Below are 15,986 nucleotides of genomic sequence, written 5' to 3' on the forward strand. Positions count from 1 at the left end.
CGCGCCGCCGGACACCACGCCGCCCGCCGGCCGCGTCCCGGCGGCCGCCCCGGCGGTGTCGGCCGGCGGCGTCATCCGGCCTGCGTCCTACCGCCCGCCGTCCAGCCGCGCCGCGAACCCGTCCAGCAGCGTCTCCAGGCCCAGCTCGAAGGTGCGGGCCGGGGAGGCGCCGTACTCGGCCGCGGCGGGCGTCTCCAACCGCGCCCGCAGCCGGGGGAACTGCGCCGCGACCTCCTCGGCCTTGGCCATCGTCTCCCGGAGCAGCTCCTCGGGGTCGCCCCCGTCCCGCGCCAGCCGTCGCGTCAGGGACGCCGCCGCGGACACCGCGAGCGCGTTGCCGAGGACGTACGTGAACACCGCGGCCGCCGCCTGGTCCGCCTCCGCACCGGCGAACCCGGCCTTCTCGTAGACGGCGAGGTTGTGGTCGTCGTGCCGCGACTTGCCCGGGCCGTACAGGAAGTACGAGCCGAAGGCCTGCGTCAGCCAGGGGTGCCGGACCAGCATCTCGTGCAGACCCGTCGCCATCGAGGTGGCGGCCGTGCGCCAGTCGACGGTGTCCAGGTCGGGCAGCCGGATCTCGTTCCAGACGTGGTCCCCGACCATCAGCACCAGGTCGTCCTTGTTCTTGACGTGCCAGTACACGGCGGTGGCCACGGTCCCGAGCCGCTTGCCCAGGGCCCGCATGTTGAGGCCCTCGAGGCCTTCCTCGTCCAGCAGCTCGACGGCGGTCAGGACGATCTGTTCCTTGGTGATCTTCTCGCGCGGCATGCGCCACACCATAGGCACGACGCCACTCCTGCACAAAGTGCAAGTCGCCGTCACCGCCGACCCCGACTTCGCCGCGGCCTCGGCCCCTCCGGGCGGCTGGGCGACCCGCATCGCGACCTGGTCCGAGACCGGCCGGACCGGGGCCCCGGACCCGGCCCCGCGCACCGGCGTGTGCTGGCGCGACAGCGACCACTCCGGTGCCCAGGGCCACGGGCGCTCCTGGAACGTCCAAGCGTCCGTCGAACTGCACCACCGCACCGCACCGCACCGATCCGGAGCCGGAGTTCGAGGCCCGCAGCGCCCTCCGCACCCCCTAGCCGGCGTCCAGCACCTCACCGGAAGGCACCACGACCCCGAACAGATCGGCCACGGTCGCCAGCGCCCCGGCCCGCAGCACCTCCGCCGGCACCACGCCCCCGTCCGCCCCCGGCAGCGACCGGGTGGCCGTGGCCCCCGCGACCACCGTCGGCCGGTACCCCAGGTTGAACGCCCCCTGCGCGGTGAACAGCACGCACATGTGCGTCATGAACCCGGCCAGCACCAGGTCCTTCCCGCTCCCCGCCGCGAACCCCAGCCCCTCCAGCACCTTCTCCAGACCGGTCCCCTGGAAGGAGTCCGGCAGCTGCTTCACCACCACCGCCTCACCGGCCCGCGGCGCGACCTCGTCGCTGATCGCCCCGATCCGCGCCCGGACGTCGTACGGCGTGCCCGGACCGCCGTCGTTCACCACGTGCACCACCGGCGCACCCGCGGCCCGCGCCCGCTCCAGCAGCCGGGCCCCCTCCACGAGGGCCTCCTCCGCGCCTTCCAGGGCCATGACCCCCTCGCGGTAGGTGTTCTGAAAGTCGATCATCACCAGCACGGACTCGCTCAGCCGGGCCGGCCGGTCGTCCAGCCCGACCACCTCGCGCAGCCTCTTCGACACGACGCTCATCAGGACTCTCCTCACAAAAAGGGCATGGTGCGGCGAACGCGCCGCCCAGGCCACCGACAGAAACGGAAAGAAGAAGGAAGAAAAGGAAGGATCAGCCGACCGACATCCGGAACCGCCGCCGGTACGCCGCCGGCGTCGTCCCCACCTGCCGCCGGAACGCCCGGTGCAACGTCTCCGCCGACCCCAGCCCGGCCGCCGCCGCGACCTGACCCAGCGGCAGGTCCCCGGTCTCAAGCAGCCGCCGCGCCGCCTCGACCCGCGCCGACTCGACGTACGCACCGGCGCTCACGCCGGTCTCCCGCGCGAAGACCCGGGCGAAGTGCCGCTCGCTCAGGCACATCCGCGCCGCCAGCGCCCCGGCCGACAGATCGCCGTCCAGGTGGTCGGCGATGAACAGCAGCAGCTCGTCGATGTCCCGCCGCCCCGCCGGGGGCCGGCTGAGCGGTACGGAGAACTGGCTCTGCCCGCCCTGCCGCTTCAGGTACATCACCAGCTGCCGCGCCACGGCCAGCGCGGTGTCCTCGCCCAGGTCCTCCGCGACCAGCGCCAGCGCCAGGTCCAGGCAGGCGCTGATGCCGGCCCCGGTCCAGAGCCGCCCGCGGTCCGCCCGTACGAAGATCGGATCGGCGTCGACGGTGACGCCTGGGTGGGCGGCCGCCAGTTGGGCGGCGGTCGACCAGTGCGTGGTCGCCGTCTTCCCGTCCAGCAGCCCGGCCGCGGCCAGCACGTGCGCACCGACGCACACCGACGCCACCCGCCGCGCGCGCGGCGCGGTCTCCGCGACCCACGCCACGACAGCGGGGTCGATCCGTGCGACGGGACCGTCCGGCCCCATGTCCACGGCCCCCGGCACGAGCAGCGTGTCCACCGGCCCCCGCACCTCGCCGAAGGCGAGGTCCGCGACCAGCCGGACCCCGGCAGCGGTCCGTACCGACTCCCCGTCGGGCGACGCGAGGAGGACCTCGTACCCGGCACGCCCCGCGGTCTCCCGGCCGGCCAGCGAGAAGACCTCGGCCGGACCGGTGACGTCGAGCAGGTCGACGTCGGGGAAGACCGCGATGACGACGCGGTGGGGTGTGCTGGACATGCACCGATCCTCACCGCCCCGGCCGACGGCCGCAATGACGATTCCCTGTCACATCCGGACACGGGCGGCCGCACCCCCTAGGCTGCCGCCACAGCACACCCGCCCGTACCGCACCAGGAACCGGGGAACACCATGAACGCGAAGACCCTCGCCGCAGCTGCGGCCCTGGCAGCCGCCGCCCTGATCGCCGCGGCGCACACCGCGGCGGCCCGTGAAACCCCCGAACCGCCCACCCCGGACGAGTCGGCGTCCTCCCACGCCCTCACCCCCGAGGGTGAACCCGAGGACTACTGGACCCCCGAACGCATGCTCGCGGCGGCCCCGGCCCCCATGCCCACCGAGCCCTAGGCGGGCATCCGGTCGGCCCGGCGGGCAGTCGTGGCACGCCCCGGGGCGTAGGCCCACAGCGCGATGCCGATGAAGATCACCTGCTCGGGAATCCTGAACCACAGCGGTGTCGCCGGTTCGCCGTTGAACGGGATCTGCTCGACGGCTGCGTGGATGTTGGCGGGGAGCAGCAGGACGAACAGCACCGCCAGGCCGAGGCCGGCCGCCGGCCGGGTGGCCTCCCGGACGAGTCCGGCGGCGCCCAGGAGTTCCAGAACGCCCGTTGCGTAGACGGCGAAGCGAGGGAAGGGCACGAACGGCGGGACCATCGCGACCAGGTCGTGGTGGCCGGGCATGGGGCCGAGGGCGGACGGGACGAAGTGTGCGCCGGCCGTGAACACCAGCATGACCGCGAGGCCGTGCAGCACGGACACCCGCCAGGTCGCGAACCGGCTGACGCCCAGCGAGCCGAGCAGCCTGAACAGTGTTGCGGGAACGGCGATGAGCATGAGCGTGCCGAACATGAGGGGCGAATCCTTTCGGTGGGTCGGTCGCGTCCACGCCGTGCTGAGGGACGGGCACGAAGAAGGCGGTCAGGATCGGCCGGGGTGCCACGCGGGACGTCCTTCAGGGACCGCAGCACAGCAGAATGGATAATAGCGCTATCCGCTATCCATTACATCGGGAAAGTGAGTGGATGAAGGTCTCCGAGCTCAGCCGGCGCACCGGCGTACAAGTGCCGTTGATCAAGCACTACCTGCGTGAAGGGATGCTGCCGCCCGGCCGGTCCACCGCGTCCAACCAGGCCGAATACGGCGAGGACCACGTGCACCGGCTCCGGCTCATCCGCACGCTGATCGCGGTCCGCGGTCTGTCGGCGAGCGCGACGAAGGAGATCCTGGACGCGCTCACCACCGAACAAGAGGACCTGCACCAGGTCTTCGGGATCGTGCTGGGTGTACGCCCGGCCAAGAGGGAGGAGGAGGCCGGCGCGGGACCGCCCTCGGCAGAGCCGGCGCCCGCGGGCCTGGCCGACGCTCACGAACTGATCACCGAAATGGGGTGGGAGGTTTCCCAGGGCAACCCGGCCACGCACACCCTGGCCGAGGTGCTGGCCGCACTCGCCGACCTGGATGCGGACATCGACTGGCGCGGCCTGCTGCCGTACGCCCGCCTCGCCGACGGCATCGCCGACGTGGACGTGGAACAGATGCGCGGCGAGCGAGACCTGCTGGCCCAAGCCGAACGCGCCGTTCTGGTCTCGATCCTCCTCGAACCCGCTCTGCTGGCTCTCCGTCGGCTGGCGCAGGAAGCCAAGTCGTCCCAGCACTTCGGCGGCAAGCCCGGCGAGACGAACTCGGCTTGAGGCGCGTGGAGTGGGTGCCGGGGAAACGCTCCGGCCACCCTGGCGGCACGCACGACGACGCCGCCGCCCCGCATCGAGCGGGACGGCGGCGACAGGGAATCGCGGCGAGACGGAACCGCGGCGAGAGGGAAGCCCGGCGACGTACTCAGGCACCGACCAGCGGCCCGCTCCCACCACGCCGCCGCCGCACGCTCACGGCCACCGCGGCGGCGAGCACCAGCAGGAGAAGCGGCAGCACGAGGTACGCGGCCAGTGCCCCGGTCAGCTCCGCGAGGACGAGGAACGGCAGCCCCGCGGCCAGCACCGCCGGCGCCGTGCGCAGCCGTACGAAGGCCTGACGCCCCGCCAGCAGCAGCCCACCGGCCACCGGTACGAGGAACCGCAGCCAGCTCACTGCGTACGGCAACGGCACCGCCACCACCGCCGCGCTCAGCACGACCCCCCAGGCCGCGACCGCCACCGCACCACCCGCACTCCGCACCCGCGGCACCGGCCGCAGATCGGGCGGGCAGGCCAGCGTCACCAGGAGCAGCAGCAACAGCGGCCCCGTGGTGAAGAGAGCGGCGCCCACCGCCCCGGCACCCTGCCGCCAGGCGTCCGCGGCCAGCGTCCCGGCCACCCCCGCCAGCGCGAGCCAGCAGCCGGCCGCCCACCGCCCGGCCAGGGCCAGTACGGCCCCCGCCACGGTCACCAGCCCGCCCGCGGCCACCAGCGTGTACGCCGTACCGGCCGCACCGAAGGTCGCACCGCCACCCAGGCCGACCCGGAACAGCAGCCCGGACTGCCACAGCGCGGCCGCACCGACGGCCACCAGGGCGAACGGCGCCACCGCCGCGAACCACCCCCCGCACCGCCCGGCCGAGCCCAGCCCGAGCCGCATGCGCAGGGCGTGCCCGACCACGTCGCCGGTCTCGCGCATCCGCCCCAGCGGACCCGCGTCCCGCGTGGACTCCCGGTACACCTCGGCGACCTCGTCGCCGAACTCCCGCCGGAAGGAGGCGGGGTAGAGCCGAACCGCCCAGCTCACGCGCCCACCGCCCCACCGGCGACACCCAGACCGGCGGCACCCAGCCCCAGGCGGCGCGTGGCTTCCTGCGCGGTCCGCGCGATCCGGGCCGCCTCCGCGGCCAGCACCTCGCGGCCGCGCGGCGCGAGCGCGTAGCTGCGCCGCCGCCGCCCGTCGACCACCTCGTCCTCGTGGACGGCGATCAGTTCCTGTTCCAGGAGCCGCTCCAGGGCCCCGTACAGCGTCCCGGTGCGCATCTTCGTGCGCCCTTCCGAGATCTTCTCGACCTCCTGGGCGATCGCGTACCCGTGCCGCGGGGCATCGGCGACCGCCGTGAGGATGAGCAGCGTCGGCTCACGCAGAGCTTGATCGTTCACGCCCCGACAATAACTCGGCTGCCGACATATGTCGACAGCCGAGTCATCGAGAAGCGGGGGAACTTCACCGCCGCGCGGTACGGAGCAGCGCCATCGCCCCCACGCCCGGAACCGCCACGGAGCACGCCGCGATCACCAGCAGCTCCACCGGCCCGACGTTGACGGCCGCCAGCACGAGCGCGCCCACCAGCAGCATCACCGGCACGGCGACGGACGTCGCCGTGCCGAGCACCTTCTCCCGCCGCTCCCACTGCGCGGAACTCCACAGCAGCACCAGCCCGGCCAGCAGGGCCACCCCGCCCAGCGCGAAATTGGCCAGCACCAGCAGGCTCGCGCAGGCGAGCAGCCCCACCGTGACCCGCGTCCGCCACAACGGCTCCGCAGGCGCAGCCGGAGTGGCCGGAGCAGCCGCCACCCCGGCGGAGGGCGCGGCGGCCGGCTCCTCGGCGAGCGCGGACGCGGCCACGGTCCGCGGGTCGCCCAGCTGTTCCAGCACCTCCCGGATCTGCTCCTCGCCCTCCGCGCCGCTGTCCTGGACGTGCTCGCGCAGGTCCGAGAGCAGCTCGGCCCGGCGCTCGGCGGGCAGTTCGGCCGTCTCGCGCGAGACGGCGGCGAGGTAGGCGGTCACCAGCGGGTGCTCGGCAATGGCGTTCATGCGGACTCCCCTTGCGGGTCGGTGAGGAAGTGGTCGACGGCGTCCCGGAAGAGCGGCCACGCCTGTGCGAACTCGGCGAGGGCCGCCCGGCCGACGGGCGTCAGGGTGTAGTACCGGCGAGGCGGCCCGCTCGGGGACTCGCGCAGTTCGGTGTCGACGTACCCCTCCCGCCGCAGCCGCGACAGCAGGGGGTAGATCGTGCCCTGGCTGGTGGTCATCACGCTGACCGCGGACAGCTCGGCCAGCAGCTCGACCCCGTACCTGGGCCCGTCGCGCAGCAGCGCGAGCACGCAGTGCTCCAGCACGCCCTTGCGCAACTGGCTGGGGACCCGTCCTCCTGCCTCGTTCTTTGCGTTACCAGGAACCATGCAATGCAAGATACCTCGCGCAAAAACCCACCGACAACCCGCCACCCCCCGACCACCCACTCACAGGTACTCAGACAGGTACGCGACGAACCTGAGTACCAGCACCCTGACCTGGACTTCCGCGCTCCAGAACACTGATCCCCATGAGCACTCGACTCCACAGCCTCCCCCGCGACCTGATGTCCACCCCCCTCCTGGCCGGCCTCGCCGTCGGCGCCTGGGCGGTCTGGCTCGGCTGGGACCAGGTACGCGACGTCGCCCCGGACGGCTCGGTCAGCGGCCCGTACCAGGCCTGGCAGGTGATCGGCCTGGTCCTGACCCTCACGGCGGTCGTCTGGGCCTCAGCCCGCCGCCAGTTGGTCGTGGCCTCGATCGTCGGCACCACCGCCGGCCTCACCGTCGCCTCGTTCTACGACTGGTCCGACGACGGCAGCGGCCTCTTCGTCATCGGCGTCGGGATGACCACGGTCGCCACGTTCGCCGCCACCGCCGGCCTCACCGTCATCACGGCCTCCCGCGCCCGCCGGGCCCGCGCCTGAACGGACACCCGCTCAGGGAACCCGGGCCCGCACCATCACCACGGCCCGGTCCCCTACGGACAGCAGCCGGCCTGCAGGACCGGCGAACCCCGCCGCAGCAGCGAGCCGACACCCGTCCTCCGCGGTCTCCGGCAAACCCAGGTCCCCCGCCACCAGTTCGGCGAACACCCCACCCGGCCGGAACCGCGACGCGACCGGCAGGGTGAACCCCACCCGCCCGCCGGGCCGCACCGCCCGCAACCAGTCGTCGAGCGCAGCCGCCCCCAGGAAGTGCAGCGAGGACGCGCACAGCACCACGTCGAGGGCACCGTCCGCGACCGGCAGGGGCACCGCCGGTCCCACCCGCCAGTCGACCGCCCCGCCGACCCCGGCCCGCTCCCCCCGCGCCCGGCCCGCCGCCACCATCCCGGCCGACAGGTCCACCGCGAGCACCGGCACCTCACCACCACCCGCCGCGACCACGGCCAGCGCCACCGCACCGGTCCCGCACGCCACATCGGCCACGGCCTCACCCCCGCCCGGAGCCAGCCACCCGACCAGCGCCCGCGCGATCCCGTCGTGGTGCGCGTCGTCGTACGCCTCGGCCAGCCCGTCGAACGCCGCCGCCATCCGCCGCCTCGCTGTCGTCATGACGCAGCACCCCAATCAGCCTCTCCAGCCGGAAACCGCGCTCCCCACCGATGAGTTCGCGCACCGCACGGGGTCTACCCACCGGAACACCGACGCGCAGACATCCCCCGGACCCGGCCGAGGAGGCACCCGCATGACCACCTCAACCCCCACCACCAACCCCACCCCCCACACCGAATCCACCCCCACCCCCGGCACCCGCACCCGCCTCCTCCTCACCGGAGGCCTGGCAGCCGGCCCGCTCTTCCTCGCCGCGGGCGTCGCACAGGGCCTCGCCCGCGACGGCTTCGACTTCACCCGCAACGCGATCAGCCAGCTCGCCCTCGGCACCCACGGCTGGATCCAGACGGCGAACTTCCTGCTCGCCGCCGTCCTGCTCACGGCAGCCGCGACCGGCCTCCACCGCCTGCTCCGCACCACGCCCGGCGGCACCTGGGCCCCGCGCCTGGTCGCCGTCTTCGGCGCCTCCTTCCTCGCGGCCGCGGTCTTCCCGGCCGACGCGGGCGCAGGCTTCCCGGCCGGCAGCCCCGACTCCACCCGGCTCAGCACCCACGGCGCCGTCCACATGGCCAGCGGCATGATCGGCTACCTCGCCCTGTGTGCCGCCTTCCTCGTCCTGGCCCGCTCCCTCGCCGCCCGCGGCCACCGCAGCTGGGCCCTGGCCTCCCGCCTGGTCCCGCTCGCCGTCCTCGCGGGCTTCGCCGGCTCCTCCGCCACGGTCCTGTCCTTCACCGCCGCGGCCGCCCTGGGCCTGACGTACCTGACCGCTGTCACGGCCCGCCTCCTCACCGACCGGAGTTAGATCGAGCTTTTCCGATCAAGGGGGGATCCGGATGGCCGCGTGGAGCGAGCAGGCCCGACGGAGGCACGTCCCGTGCCGCACTCGCAGCCACGGCGAGCTGGTCCGCATCATCGTGACCACGCTGCTCGACCGCGTCCTGACCGACTTCGAATCCTTCGGCCGCCCGTCCGTCACCCTCGACCCGAACGCCGAACCGATGCCGTACCACTAGGGACAGGCGCGGGGCGCGTTCCGGGGATGCCGAGCACCGAGAGGAACGCGGTTGCCGCGGGCGGGCGCCCGGCGAGGCTCCAGACGACGTGCTCGACGCGGGTCGGGGCGTCGGTGACCTCGATGACGGTCACCCCATCGAGCGTCGGCGCGTAGGCGGCGGGGAGCAGCGCCACGGCGAGGCCTGCACCGACGAGCCGGGCCATCAGCGAGTCTGCGGTGTTCACCTCGAAGGCCACCTCCCGGGTGAGGCCGGCGGCCGCGAAGGCCTGGTCGGACTGGAGCCGTCCGGCGGTTCCGGCCGGCAGGTCCACGAACACCTCGGAGGACAGCCTGCGGAGGTCGACCGCCGGCTCGGCGGTGAGCGGATGGTCCGGTGCGGCCACCGCGACGAGACGGTCCCGGCCGAGCTCGTGGGCGGCCACGCCGCGGGGCTGCGACGTGGCGGGCAGCCCGAGGAACGCCACGTCCACGACCCCCTCCCGGACCTGCTCGGTCAGCTCGTCGCTGGCCCCCACCCGCAGGCCGATGCGCACGTGCGGGTGGCGCCGGCGGAACTCGCGCAGCGCCCCCGGCACGTCGGCCGCGGCGACCGTGGGGATCAGTCCCACGGACAGCCTTCCGCGGACTTCGCCGACCGCCGCGGCGACCTCGGCGGCCGCCCGTTCGGCGGCTTCCACGGCCTGACGGGCCGCGGGCAGGAACGCCGCGCCGGCCGGGGTCAGCCGGACCCGGCGGCTGGTGCGTTCGAAGAGCTTCGCCCCGAGTTCCCGTTCCAGACGGGCGATCTGGTGGCTGAGGGCGGACTGGACGACCAGACAGCGCTCGGCGGCCCGGGTGAAGCTGTTCGTCTCGGCGACGGCAAGGACGTAGCGCATCTGCTGGAGCTCCACCCATCCATCGTGGATCGAGATCGATGGGCTGACAAGCATGTGTTGGACTCATCGATCGCGCCCGACCGAGACTCCGGTCATGTCTCCCCACACGACGATTCCCCAGGCGCTGCGGACGAACGGCACCTCCATGGCGGGACTCACAGCGCTGACGGCACTCGCCCCGCTGTCCTGGGGCACGTTCTACGTCGTCACCACCGAACTCCTGCCGCCCGGGCACCCGCTGTTCGCGGGCCTCCTGCGGGCGCTGCCCGCCGGCCTGATCGCGCTGGCCGTCGGCCGGACCCTGCCGCGCGGGGCGTGGTGGCCGAAGGCCGCGGCGCTGGGCGTGCTGAACATAGGCCTCACCTTCCCGCTGCTCGCCGTCGCGGCCGAACGCCTGCCGGGCGGTGTGGCCGCCACCCTCGCGGCCGCCCAGCCGCTCGTCGTCGCCGTCCTGGCGGTGGCGGTCCTCCACGAACGCCGGTCCGTGTGGCGGCTGGGCTGGGGCGTGGCGGGCATGGCAGGAGTCGGCCTGGTCGCGATCGGCCCGGACGCCGCTCTCGACGCCGTGGGGGTCCTGGCGGGCCTGGGCAGCGCAGCCTCGATGGCACTCGGCGTGACGCTCACCAAACGCTGGGGGCGCCCTGCGGGAGTCGGCGCCACCGCCTTCACGGGGTGGCAACTCACCGCAGGGGGAGTGTTCCTGGCGCCGGTCGTGCTGCTCGCCGAGGGCGCGCCCCCCGCCGTGGACGCGCGTGCCGTCCTCGGTTACCTCTGGCTGGGCCTGGTCGGCGGTCTCCTCGCCTTCGTCCTGTGGTTCCGGGGCATCACCACCCTGTCCGTCACCGGCGCCGCCGTCCTCGTCCTGCTCTCGCCGCTGGTCGCGGCCGCCCTCGGCGCCGCCCTCCTCGGCCAGACCCTGAGCCCCGCCCAGCTCGCGGGCTTCGCCCTGGCCCTGGCCGCCATCGCCGCGGGCCAACTCCCGTCCCCGCCCCGCGCCCGCGGCTGAACCACGACCCGGGTGGACGTCGTCCCAGGCCGCGAGTCCCTCCCCGAGCCCGCACGCCGGCGCGGCCGATGGTCCGCGACGAACGGCGCGCATCCCACAGGGACCCCGGTCACCTGGAGGCGGCGAAGACCAAGGTCAGGATGTGCCCGCAGCGGGCCTCGACGCAGTGCCGGAAGAGGTACCGCAGGTAGGCGGGCGCGACACCGGTGCGGGGGTCGGCCGTCGCGTAGACGACGACCTCGTAGCCGCCCATGTAGTTGCCGTACCCGTGGCGCACGACGGTGCCCGGGTGACGGTCATGGGGCGGGCCGGGTGTGCCCGGGCATCCCACGCGCTGAAGTTCCGCCGCGGCCTGACCCCAAGGACAAGGCCTAGCCGTCCACGGACCGCGGAGCCGCCCGGTGGTCGCGCCACGCCGCAAGGGCCTCCTCGCGGCTGCCGGCCGGGTGGGCGGCGTGCCAGTCGCGCAGATAGCGGTTGAACTCGAACTGGGCGCCGATCTCCTGCGGCAGCGCCGCCTCGGCGCGCGTCGCGTGCCAGTGGGCGACCGCGTCGCCCAGGGTGCGCCCCGCGCTCTCGGCGACGTAGGCCCGCATGTGCGCGTCGAAGTGGAACCCGGGCCCGATCTCCCGCAGGAAGAACTCCCGCAGCACCTGGCTGCACCGCTGCCCGTCCGGAATCACCGTGCCGGCGTCCACCGGGGCCGCCAACTGCCGCCCGCCCGGCCGCCGGCCCCGCACCTCCGCGGGCACCGGCTCCCCGTCGAGTACGGCGCGCAGCCGCTCGGTGAGTACGGCCTTCCCGCCCCCGCGCGGTACGCCGAGCTCCCGGGCCAGCCCGGTCAGCTCGGCCAGGGTCCAGTACCACCGCCCCAGCTCGGCCCCGGTCAGCGCGGAGCTGAGCACCGGGCGGCCCGCACCACTGTCTCCGTCATTCGAACGCACATTCCATTCTAGCAACCGCCTGCGTGGCGTTAACCTCACCATCATTGCAACGCAAGCCCCATGCAAGTTGCATTAACCTACAAAGCCAACGCAACGATTTACCCACTTTGACCTGCAAAAACTGAACTCCATCGCAACAAGCGCGTTGCTGAATCCGTGAACACAACGTAGCTTTTGCGTTGTCGGAAACAAGCGGGCCAAAGGGGCCGGCGCCCGACACGATCAAGGAGCAGTCATGCAGCAGTTCGACACCACCGCCCCGCTCTCCGCCCTCCTGAACGTCCCCGCGGGCCGCATCCGCTTCGTGGCCACGGACGAGTCGGACAAGACGAACGAGGCGAACGAGGCGAACGAGGCGAACGAGGCGAACGAGACGACCACGACGGTGGAGGTCCTGCCCGCGGACGCCTCGAAGAGCCGCGACGTGAAGGCCGCCGAAGCCGTCCAGGTCACCTACGCCGACGGCGTCCTCCGCATCGAGGCCCCCGAGGACAGCGTCCGGATGCTCGGCAACCCCGGCTCCGTCGAGGTCACCGTCCACCTGCCGGCCGGCTCCCACCTGCGGGCGAAGACCGCGTCCGCCGAGTTCCGCGCCGTCGGCCGCCTGGGCGAGGTCGAGTACGACAGCGCCCACGGCTCGGTCAAGCTCGACGAGACCGCGGGTGGCCGCATCACCCTCCAGGCCGGCGACATCGCGGTCGGCCGCCTCGGCGGCCCGGCGGAGATCCGTACCCAGAAGGGCAACCTGATGATCGCCGAGGCCGTGCGCGGCACGGTCCGCCTCAGCACCGACGCCGGTGACGTGACCGTCGGCGCCGCCCGCGGCGTCTCGGCCACCCTCGACGCCGGCACCTCCTACGGCCGGATCCACAACAGCCTCGCCAACACCGAAGGCTCCGCCGCCGCCCTGACCATCCACGCCACCACCTCGTACGGCGACATCACCGCCCGCGCCAACTGAAAGAGCCGCGAATCCCCCGGACCCCACCACCCACCCGAGGACGAACCCCGAGCATGAGCACCCCCCAGAACTACCGAGCGGCGGAGCGGCTCCTGAGCCGCCCCGCCCGCCCCGGCGAACTGGTCGTCGGCGACAGGGTCACCCCGCAGTGGACCGACCAGGGCGCCCGCTTCTGGTACGCGGTGGACAACGGCGCCGGCAAGCACTTCGTACGCGTCGACCCCGCGGACGGCACCCGCGAGCCAGCCTTCGACCACGCCCGCCTCGCCACCGCCCTGACCGCAGCCTCCGGCCACCCGGCCGACCCCGAAGCCCTCCCCTTCACCACCCTCCGGCTGACCGCCGGCACGGCGGAGTTCGACGCCTTCGGCGCGTTCTGGCGCTGCCGGCTCGACGGACCGGACCCCTACGTCTGCGAGCGCACCGCGTTCACCCCGCCCGCCAACCCCCTCGAAGTCCTCTCGCCCGACGGCAGGCTCGCCGTCTCCCGGCGCGGCCACGACCTGTGGGCCCGCTCCCTCGCCGACGGCCGCGAATGGCCCCTGACCACCGACGGCGAACCCGACCACGCCTACGGCACCGGACCGGCCAGCACGGCCAACGCCACCCTGATGCGCAAGCTCGGCCTGCCGCACCTGATGCCCGCGGCCGCCTGGTCGCCCGACTCCACGAAGGTGCTCACGCACCGGACCGACGAGCGCCGCGTCCGCCTGACCCACCTCGTCGAGGCCCACCCCGCCGACGGCGGCGCGCCCCGCACCCACACCCAGCGCTACGCCCACCCCGGCGACCCCCACCTGCCCCTCGCCGAACTCGTCGTCCTGGACGTCACCGACGGGACCGCCGTCCCCGCCCGGGCCGAACCGCTGCTCGCCCCCCAGCTGTCACCCGTCATGACCCAGTGGGCCTGGTGGGCCGAGGACGGCTCGGCGGTCTACTACCTAGACCGCCCCCGCGACCTCCGCACGCTCACCCTGCACCGGATGGACCCGGCCACCGGCGAGGTCACCACGGTCCTCGCCGAGACCGGCCCGACCCGGGTCGAACCCAACCAGTGGGCCTACGAGCCGCCGATCGTACGGACCCTGGCCGACGAGGTCCTCTGGTACTCGCAGCGCGACGGCTGGGGCCACCTCTACCGCTACGACCTGCACACCGGCGAGCTGCTCAACCGGATCACCTCCGGACCGTGGGCGGTCCGCCGCATCCTGCGCGTGGACGGGACCGAACGCGCCGTGTACTTCACCGCCTCCGGCCTCGTCGCCGAGGACCCGTACCGGCGCACCGTCTGCCGCGCCGCCCTGGACGGCACCGACTTCACCCGGATCACCGGCGACGCCCTCGACCACACGGTCACCCTGCCCGCCGACGGCCACCACACCTACTTCATCGACTCGGCCTCCACGGTCGACACGCCCCCCGTCACGACGGTCCGCGACTGGACCGGCCGGGTCCTGGTGCACCTGGAACGCGCCGACACCACCCGCCTCACCGCCACCGGCTGGACCCCGCCGGAGCGCTTCCGCGTCAAGGCGGCCGACGGCGTCACCGACATCTACGGCGTCCTCCACCGGCCGCACGGCTTCGACCCCGCCCAGCGCTACCCGGTGGTGGACAACATCTACCCCGGCCCGCAGGTCAACCGGGTCTCCCCGGCCTTCGACCCCGGTGCCATGGGCCTCGACGCCGAACCCCTGGCCGCCCTCGGCTTCGTCGTGATCGCCCTGGACGGCCGCGGAACCCCCGGCCGTGACAAGGCCTTCCACGACGCGTCCCACGGCCGCCTGGCCGACGCCGGCAACCTGACCGACCACGTCGCGGCCCTCCACCAGCTGGCCGGCACCCGGCCCTGGATGGACCTCGACCGGGTCGGCGTCCTCGGCCACTCCGGCGGCGGATTCGCCGCGGCCCGCGCGATGTTCGACTTCCCCGACGTCTACCGCGCCGGCGTCGCCCTCTCCGGCTCCCACGACGCCCCCCACTTCAACGCGGGCTTCGTCGAGAGCTACGACGGCGCGAACGCCCCCGACGCCTGGTCCCGCACCTCCAGCCTGGACCGGGCCCACCACCTCACCGGCAGACTCCTCCTCGTCCACGGTGAAATGGACGACCAGGTCCACCCGCACCACACCCTCCGCCTCGCCGACCGGCTCGTCGCCGCCGGCAAGGACTTCGAACTCCTCCTCGTCCCCGGCGCCGAGCACACCCTCATCGACCACCTCGCCTACGTCCGCAAACGCTCCTGGGACTTCCTGGTGACCGCCCTCGTGGGCACCACACCGCCCACCCACCGCCCGGCCCGCATCCCCCTGGGCCCCGGCCTCTTCACGTAAGACCAGAAAGGCAGAAGATGAACCACACGCTCTCCTCGGACGGCACGAAGATCGCCTACGAGCGGACCGGACAGGGCCCGGCCCTGATCCTCGTCGGCGGCGCGTTCCAGCGCCGCGGCGACTTCGGCGACCTGCCGGACCTGCTGTCCGGGCACTTCGAGGTCATCACGTACGACCGCCGCGGCCGGGGCGACAGCGGCGACACCGCCCCGTACGACGTCCAGCGCGAGATCGAGGACCTGGACGCCCTGATCCGCCTCGCCGGCGGAACCGCCTTCGTCCACGGCATGTCCTCGGGCGCCGTCCTCAGCCTGGAGGCCGCCGCCCGCGGCAGCGCGATCTCCCGCCTCTCCGTGTACGAGCCGCCCTTCGTCGTCGACGACACCCGCCCCCCGGTCCCCGAGGACTACACCGACCACCTCACCGCCCTCGTCGCGGCCGGCGCCCGCTCCGACGCGGTCGCCTACTTCCTCACCCGCGGAGTCGGGGTCCCCGCCGAGATGGTCGAGGGCATGCGCCAGGCCCCCTTCTGGGCCGGCATGGAGGCGCTCGCCCACACCCTCCCGTACGACGCCCGGGTCATGGCCGGCACCATGTCCGGCCACCCGCTCCCGCCCGGCCGCTGGGACTCCCTCGCCCCGCACCTCCTCGTCCTCGACGGAGGCGCGAGCGACCCCTGGATCCGCAACGCGGCAGCAGCCCTCCCCGGCCGCCACCAGACCCTCCCCGACCAGGACCACAACGTCGACCCCCACGCCCTGGCCCCCGCCCTGACCGCCTTCTTCACCAACTGAC

Annotated in this window: 21 protein-coding genes; 9 read left to right on the forward strand and 12 right to left on the reverse strand. The window is 73.7% G+C overall.

The window, feature by feature from the left end:
- Positions 1–87: 87 nt before the first annotated feature.
- From ACIQUQ_RS30105 to ACIQUQ_RS30115, 3 genes are all read right to left on the reverse strand, one after another.
- Positions 88–768 (reverse strand): TetR/AcrR family transcriptional regulator, encoded by a 681-nt coding sequence (locus tag ACIQUQ_RS30105; protein ID WP_403982169.1) that lies wholly within the window; start codon positions 766–768, stop codon positions 88–90.
- Between the two features lie 313 nt (positions 769–1,081).
- Complete coding sequence (locus ACIQUQ_RS30110; protein ID WP_403982172.1) at positions 1,082–1,702, reverse strand: cysteine hydrolase family protein; 621 nt, start codon at positions 1,700–1,702, stop codon at positions 1,082–1,084.
- Positions 1,703–1,793: 91 nt separating this feature from the next.
- A complete protein-coding gene (locus ACIQUQ_RS30115; protein ID WP_403982175.1) occupies positions 1,794–2,789 on the reverse strand; it encodes a GlxA family transcriptional regulator in 996 nt (331 codons plus the stop codon).
- Positions 2,790–2,921: 132 nt separating this feature from the next.
- Here ACIQUQ_RS30115 and ACIQUQ_RS30120 point away from each other — a divergent pair, with 132 nt between their 5' ends.
- The gene (locus ACIQUQ_RS30120; RefSeq protein ID WP_403982177.1) at positions 2,922–3,137 is read left to right on the forward strand and encodes a hypothetical protein; all 216 of its coding nucleotides are present in this window, start codon (positions 2,922–2,924) and stop codon (positions 3,135–3,137) included.
- Here the strand turns inward: ACIQUQ_RS30120 and ACIQUQ_RS30125 are convergent.
- The gene (locus ACIQUQ_RS30125) at positions 3,134–3,640 is read right to left on the reverse strand and encodes a hypothetical protein (protein WP_403982179.1); all 507 of its coding nucleotides are present in this window, start codon (positions 3,638–3,640) and stop codon (positions 3,134–3,136) included. The two genes, ACIQUQ_RS30120 and ACIQUQ_RS30125, sit on opposite strands and share 4 nt — an antisense overlap.
- A gap of 173 nt (positions 3,641–3,813) precedes the next feature.
- On the opposite strand from ACIQUQ_RS30125, the gene ACIQUQ_RS30130 reads away from it, so the two are divergent.
- Positions 3,814–4,482, forward strand: coding sequence for a MerR family transcriptional regulator (locus ACIQUQ_RS30130; protein WP_403982182.1), 669 nt, complete (start codon positions 3,814–3,816; stop codon positions 4,480–4,482).
- Between the two features lie 145 nt (positions 4,483–4,627).
- On the opposite strand, the gene ACIQUQ_RS30135 is transcribed toward ACIQUQ_RS30130, so the two are convergent.
- The 4 genes from ACIQUQ_RS30135 to ACIQUQ_RS30150 form a co-directional block, all read right to left on the reverse strand.
- Entirely contained in the window at positions 4,628–5,509 is an 882-nt protein-coding gene (locus tag ACIQUQ_RS30135) for a hypothetical protein (protein WP_403982184.1), read from the reverse strand.
- Positions 5,506–5,865, reverse strand: a complete 360-nt coding sequence (locus tag ACIQUQ_RS30140) for a PadR family transcriptional regulator (RefSeq protein ID WP_403982187.1) — start codon at positions 5,863–5,865, stop codon at positions 5,506–5,508. The genes ACIQUQ_RS30135 and ACIQUQ_RS30140 overlap by 4 nt, the downstream gene beginning before the upstream one ends.
- Before the next feature lie 64 nt (positions 5,866–5,929).
- Positions 5,930–6,520 (reverse strand): HAAS signaling domain-containing protein, encoded by a 591-nt coding sequence (locus ACIQUQ_RS30145; protein ID WP_403982190.1) that lies wholly within the window; start codon positions 6,518–6,520, stop codon positions 5,930–5,932.
- Entirely contained in the window at positions 6,517–6,888 is a 372-nt protein-coding gene (locus ACIQUQ_RS30150; RefSeq protein ID WP_403982193.1) for a PadR family transcriptional regulator, read from the reverse strand. Before ACIQUQ_RS30150 ends, ACIQUQ_RS30145 begins: the two co-directional genes overlap by 4 nt.
- A 143-nt stretch (positions 6,889–7,031) precedes the next feature.
- Here ACIQUQ_RS30150 and ACIQUQ_RS30155 point away from each other — a divergent pair, with 143 nt between their 5' ends.
- Positions 7,032–7,427, forward strand: coding sequence for a hypothetical protein (locus ACIQUQ_RS30155; RefSeq protein WP_403982196.1), 396 nt, complete (start codon positions 7,032–7,034; stop codon positions 7,425–7,427).
- Positions 7,428–7,439: 12 nt separating this feature from the next.
- Here the strand turns inward: ACIQUQ_RS30155 and ACIQUQ_RS30160 are convergent, their stop codons facing one another.
- Positions 7,440–8,057: a class I SAM-dependent methyltransferase gene (locus ACIQUQ_RS30160; RefSeq protein WP_403982199.1), complete on the reverse strand. Its 618-nt coding sequence runs from the start codon at positions 8,055–8,057 to the stop codon at positions 7,440–7,442.
- Between the two features lie 133 nt (positions 8,058–8,190).
- Between ACIQUQ_RS30160 and ACIQUQ_RS30165 the strand changes: the two genes are divergently transcribed.
- Positions 8,191–8,859, forward strand: a complete 669-nt coding sequence (locus ACIQUQ_RS30165; protein WP_403982201.1) for a DUF998 domain-containing protein — start codon at positions 8,191–8,193, stop codon at positions 8,857–8,859.
- Between the two features lie 31 nt (positions 8,860–8,890).
- On the forward strand, positions 8,891–9,070 hold the full coding sequence (locus ACIQUQ_RS30170; RefSeq protein ID WP_403982204.1) for a hypothetical protein: 180 nt from the start codon (positions 8,891–8,893) through the stop codon (positions 9,068–9,070).
- On the opposite strand, the gene ACIQUQ_RS30175 is transcribed toward ACIQUQ_RS30170, so the two are convergent.
- Positions 9,030–9,962, reverse strand: coding sequence for a LysR family transcriptional regulator (locus tag ACIQUQ_RS30175; RefSeq protein ID WP_403982311.1), 933 nt, complete (start codon positions 9,960–9,962; stop codon positions 9,030–9,032). The genes ACIQUQ_RS30170 and ACIQUQ_RS30175 overlap by 41 nt on opposite strands.
- Positions 9,963–10,092: 130 nt before the next feature.
- On the opposite strand from ACIQUQ_RS30175, the gene ACIQUQ_RS30180 reads away from it, so the two are divergent.
- Positions 10,093–10,953, forward strand: a complete 861-nt coding sequence (locus ACIQUQ_RS30180) for an EamA family transporter (RefSeq protein WP_403982313.1) — start codon at positions 10,093–10,095, stop codon at positions 10,951–10,953.
- A gap of 109 nt (positions 10,954–11,062) precedes the next feature.
- Here the strand turns inward: ACIQUQ_RS30180 and ACIQUQ_RS30185 are convergent, their stop codons facing one another.
- Together ACIQUQ_RS30185 and ACIQUQ_RS30190 are read right to left on the reverse strand one after the other, a co-directional pair.
- On the reverse strand, positions 11,063–11,230 hold the full coding sequence (locus ACIQUQ_RS30185; protein ID WP_403982207.1) for a hypothetical protein: 168 nt from the start codon (positions 11,228–11,230) through the stop codon (positions 11,063–11,065).
- Between the two features lie 94 nt (positions 11,231–11,324).
- Positions 11,325–11,897, reverse strand: a complete 573-nt coding sequence (locus ACIQUQ_RS30190; protein WP_403982210.1) for a DUF6434 domain-containing protein — start codon at positions 11,895–11,897, stop codon at positions 11,325–11,327.
- Between the two features lie 235 nt (positions 11,898–12,132).
- On the opposite strand from ACIQUQ_RS30190, the gene ACIQUQ_RS30195 reads away from it, so the two are divergent.
- The 3 genes from ACIQUQ_RS30195 to ACIQUQ_RS30205 are packed head-to-tail and all read left to right on the forward strand — an operon-like array spanning position 12,133 to position 15,985.
- A complete protein-coding gene (locus ACIQUQ_RS30195; RefSeq protein WP_403982213.1) occupies positions 12,133–12,858 on the forward strand; it encodes a DUF4097 family beta strand repeat-containing protein in 726 nt (241 codons plus the stop codon).
- Positions 12,859–12,911: 53 nt separating this feature from the next.
- On the forward strand, positions 12,912–15,191 hold the full coding sequence (locus ACIQUQ_RS30200; protein WP_403982216.1) for a DPP IV N-terminal domain-containing protein: 2,280 nt from the start codon (positions 12,912–12,914) through the stop codon (positions 15,189–15,191).
- Positions 15,192–15,208: 17 nt separating this feature from the next.
- On the forward strand, positions 15,209–15,985 hold the full coding sequence (locus ACIQUQ_RS30205) for an alpha/beta fold hydrolase (protein WP_403982219.1): 777 nt from the start codon (positions 15,209–15,211) through the stop codon (positions 15,983–15,985).
- Position 15,986: the final 1 nt, after the last annotated feature.

The sequence above is a fragment of the Streptomyces sp. NPDC101118 genome (assembly GCF_044759445.1).
In the GTDB taxonomy this organism is placed as follows: Bacteria; Actinomycetota; Actinomycetes; order Streptomycetales; family Streptomycetaceae; genus Streptomyces.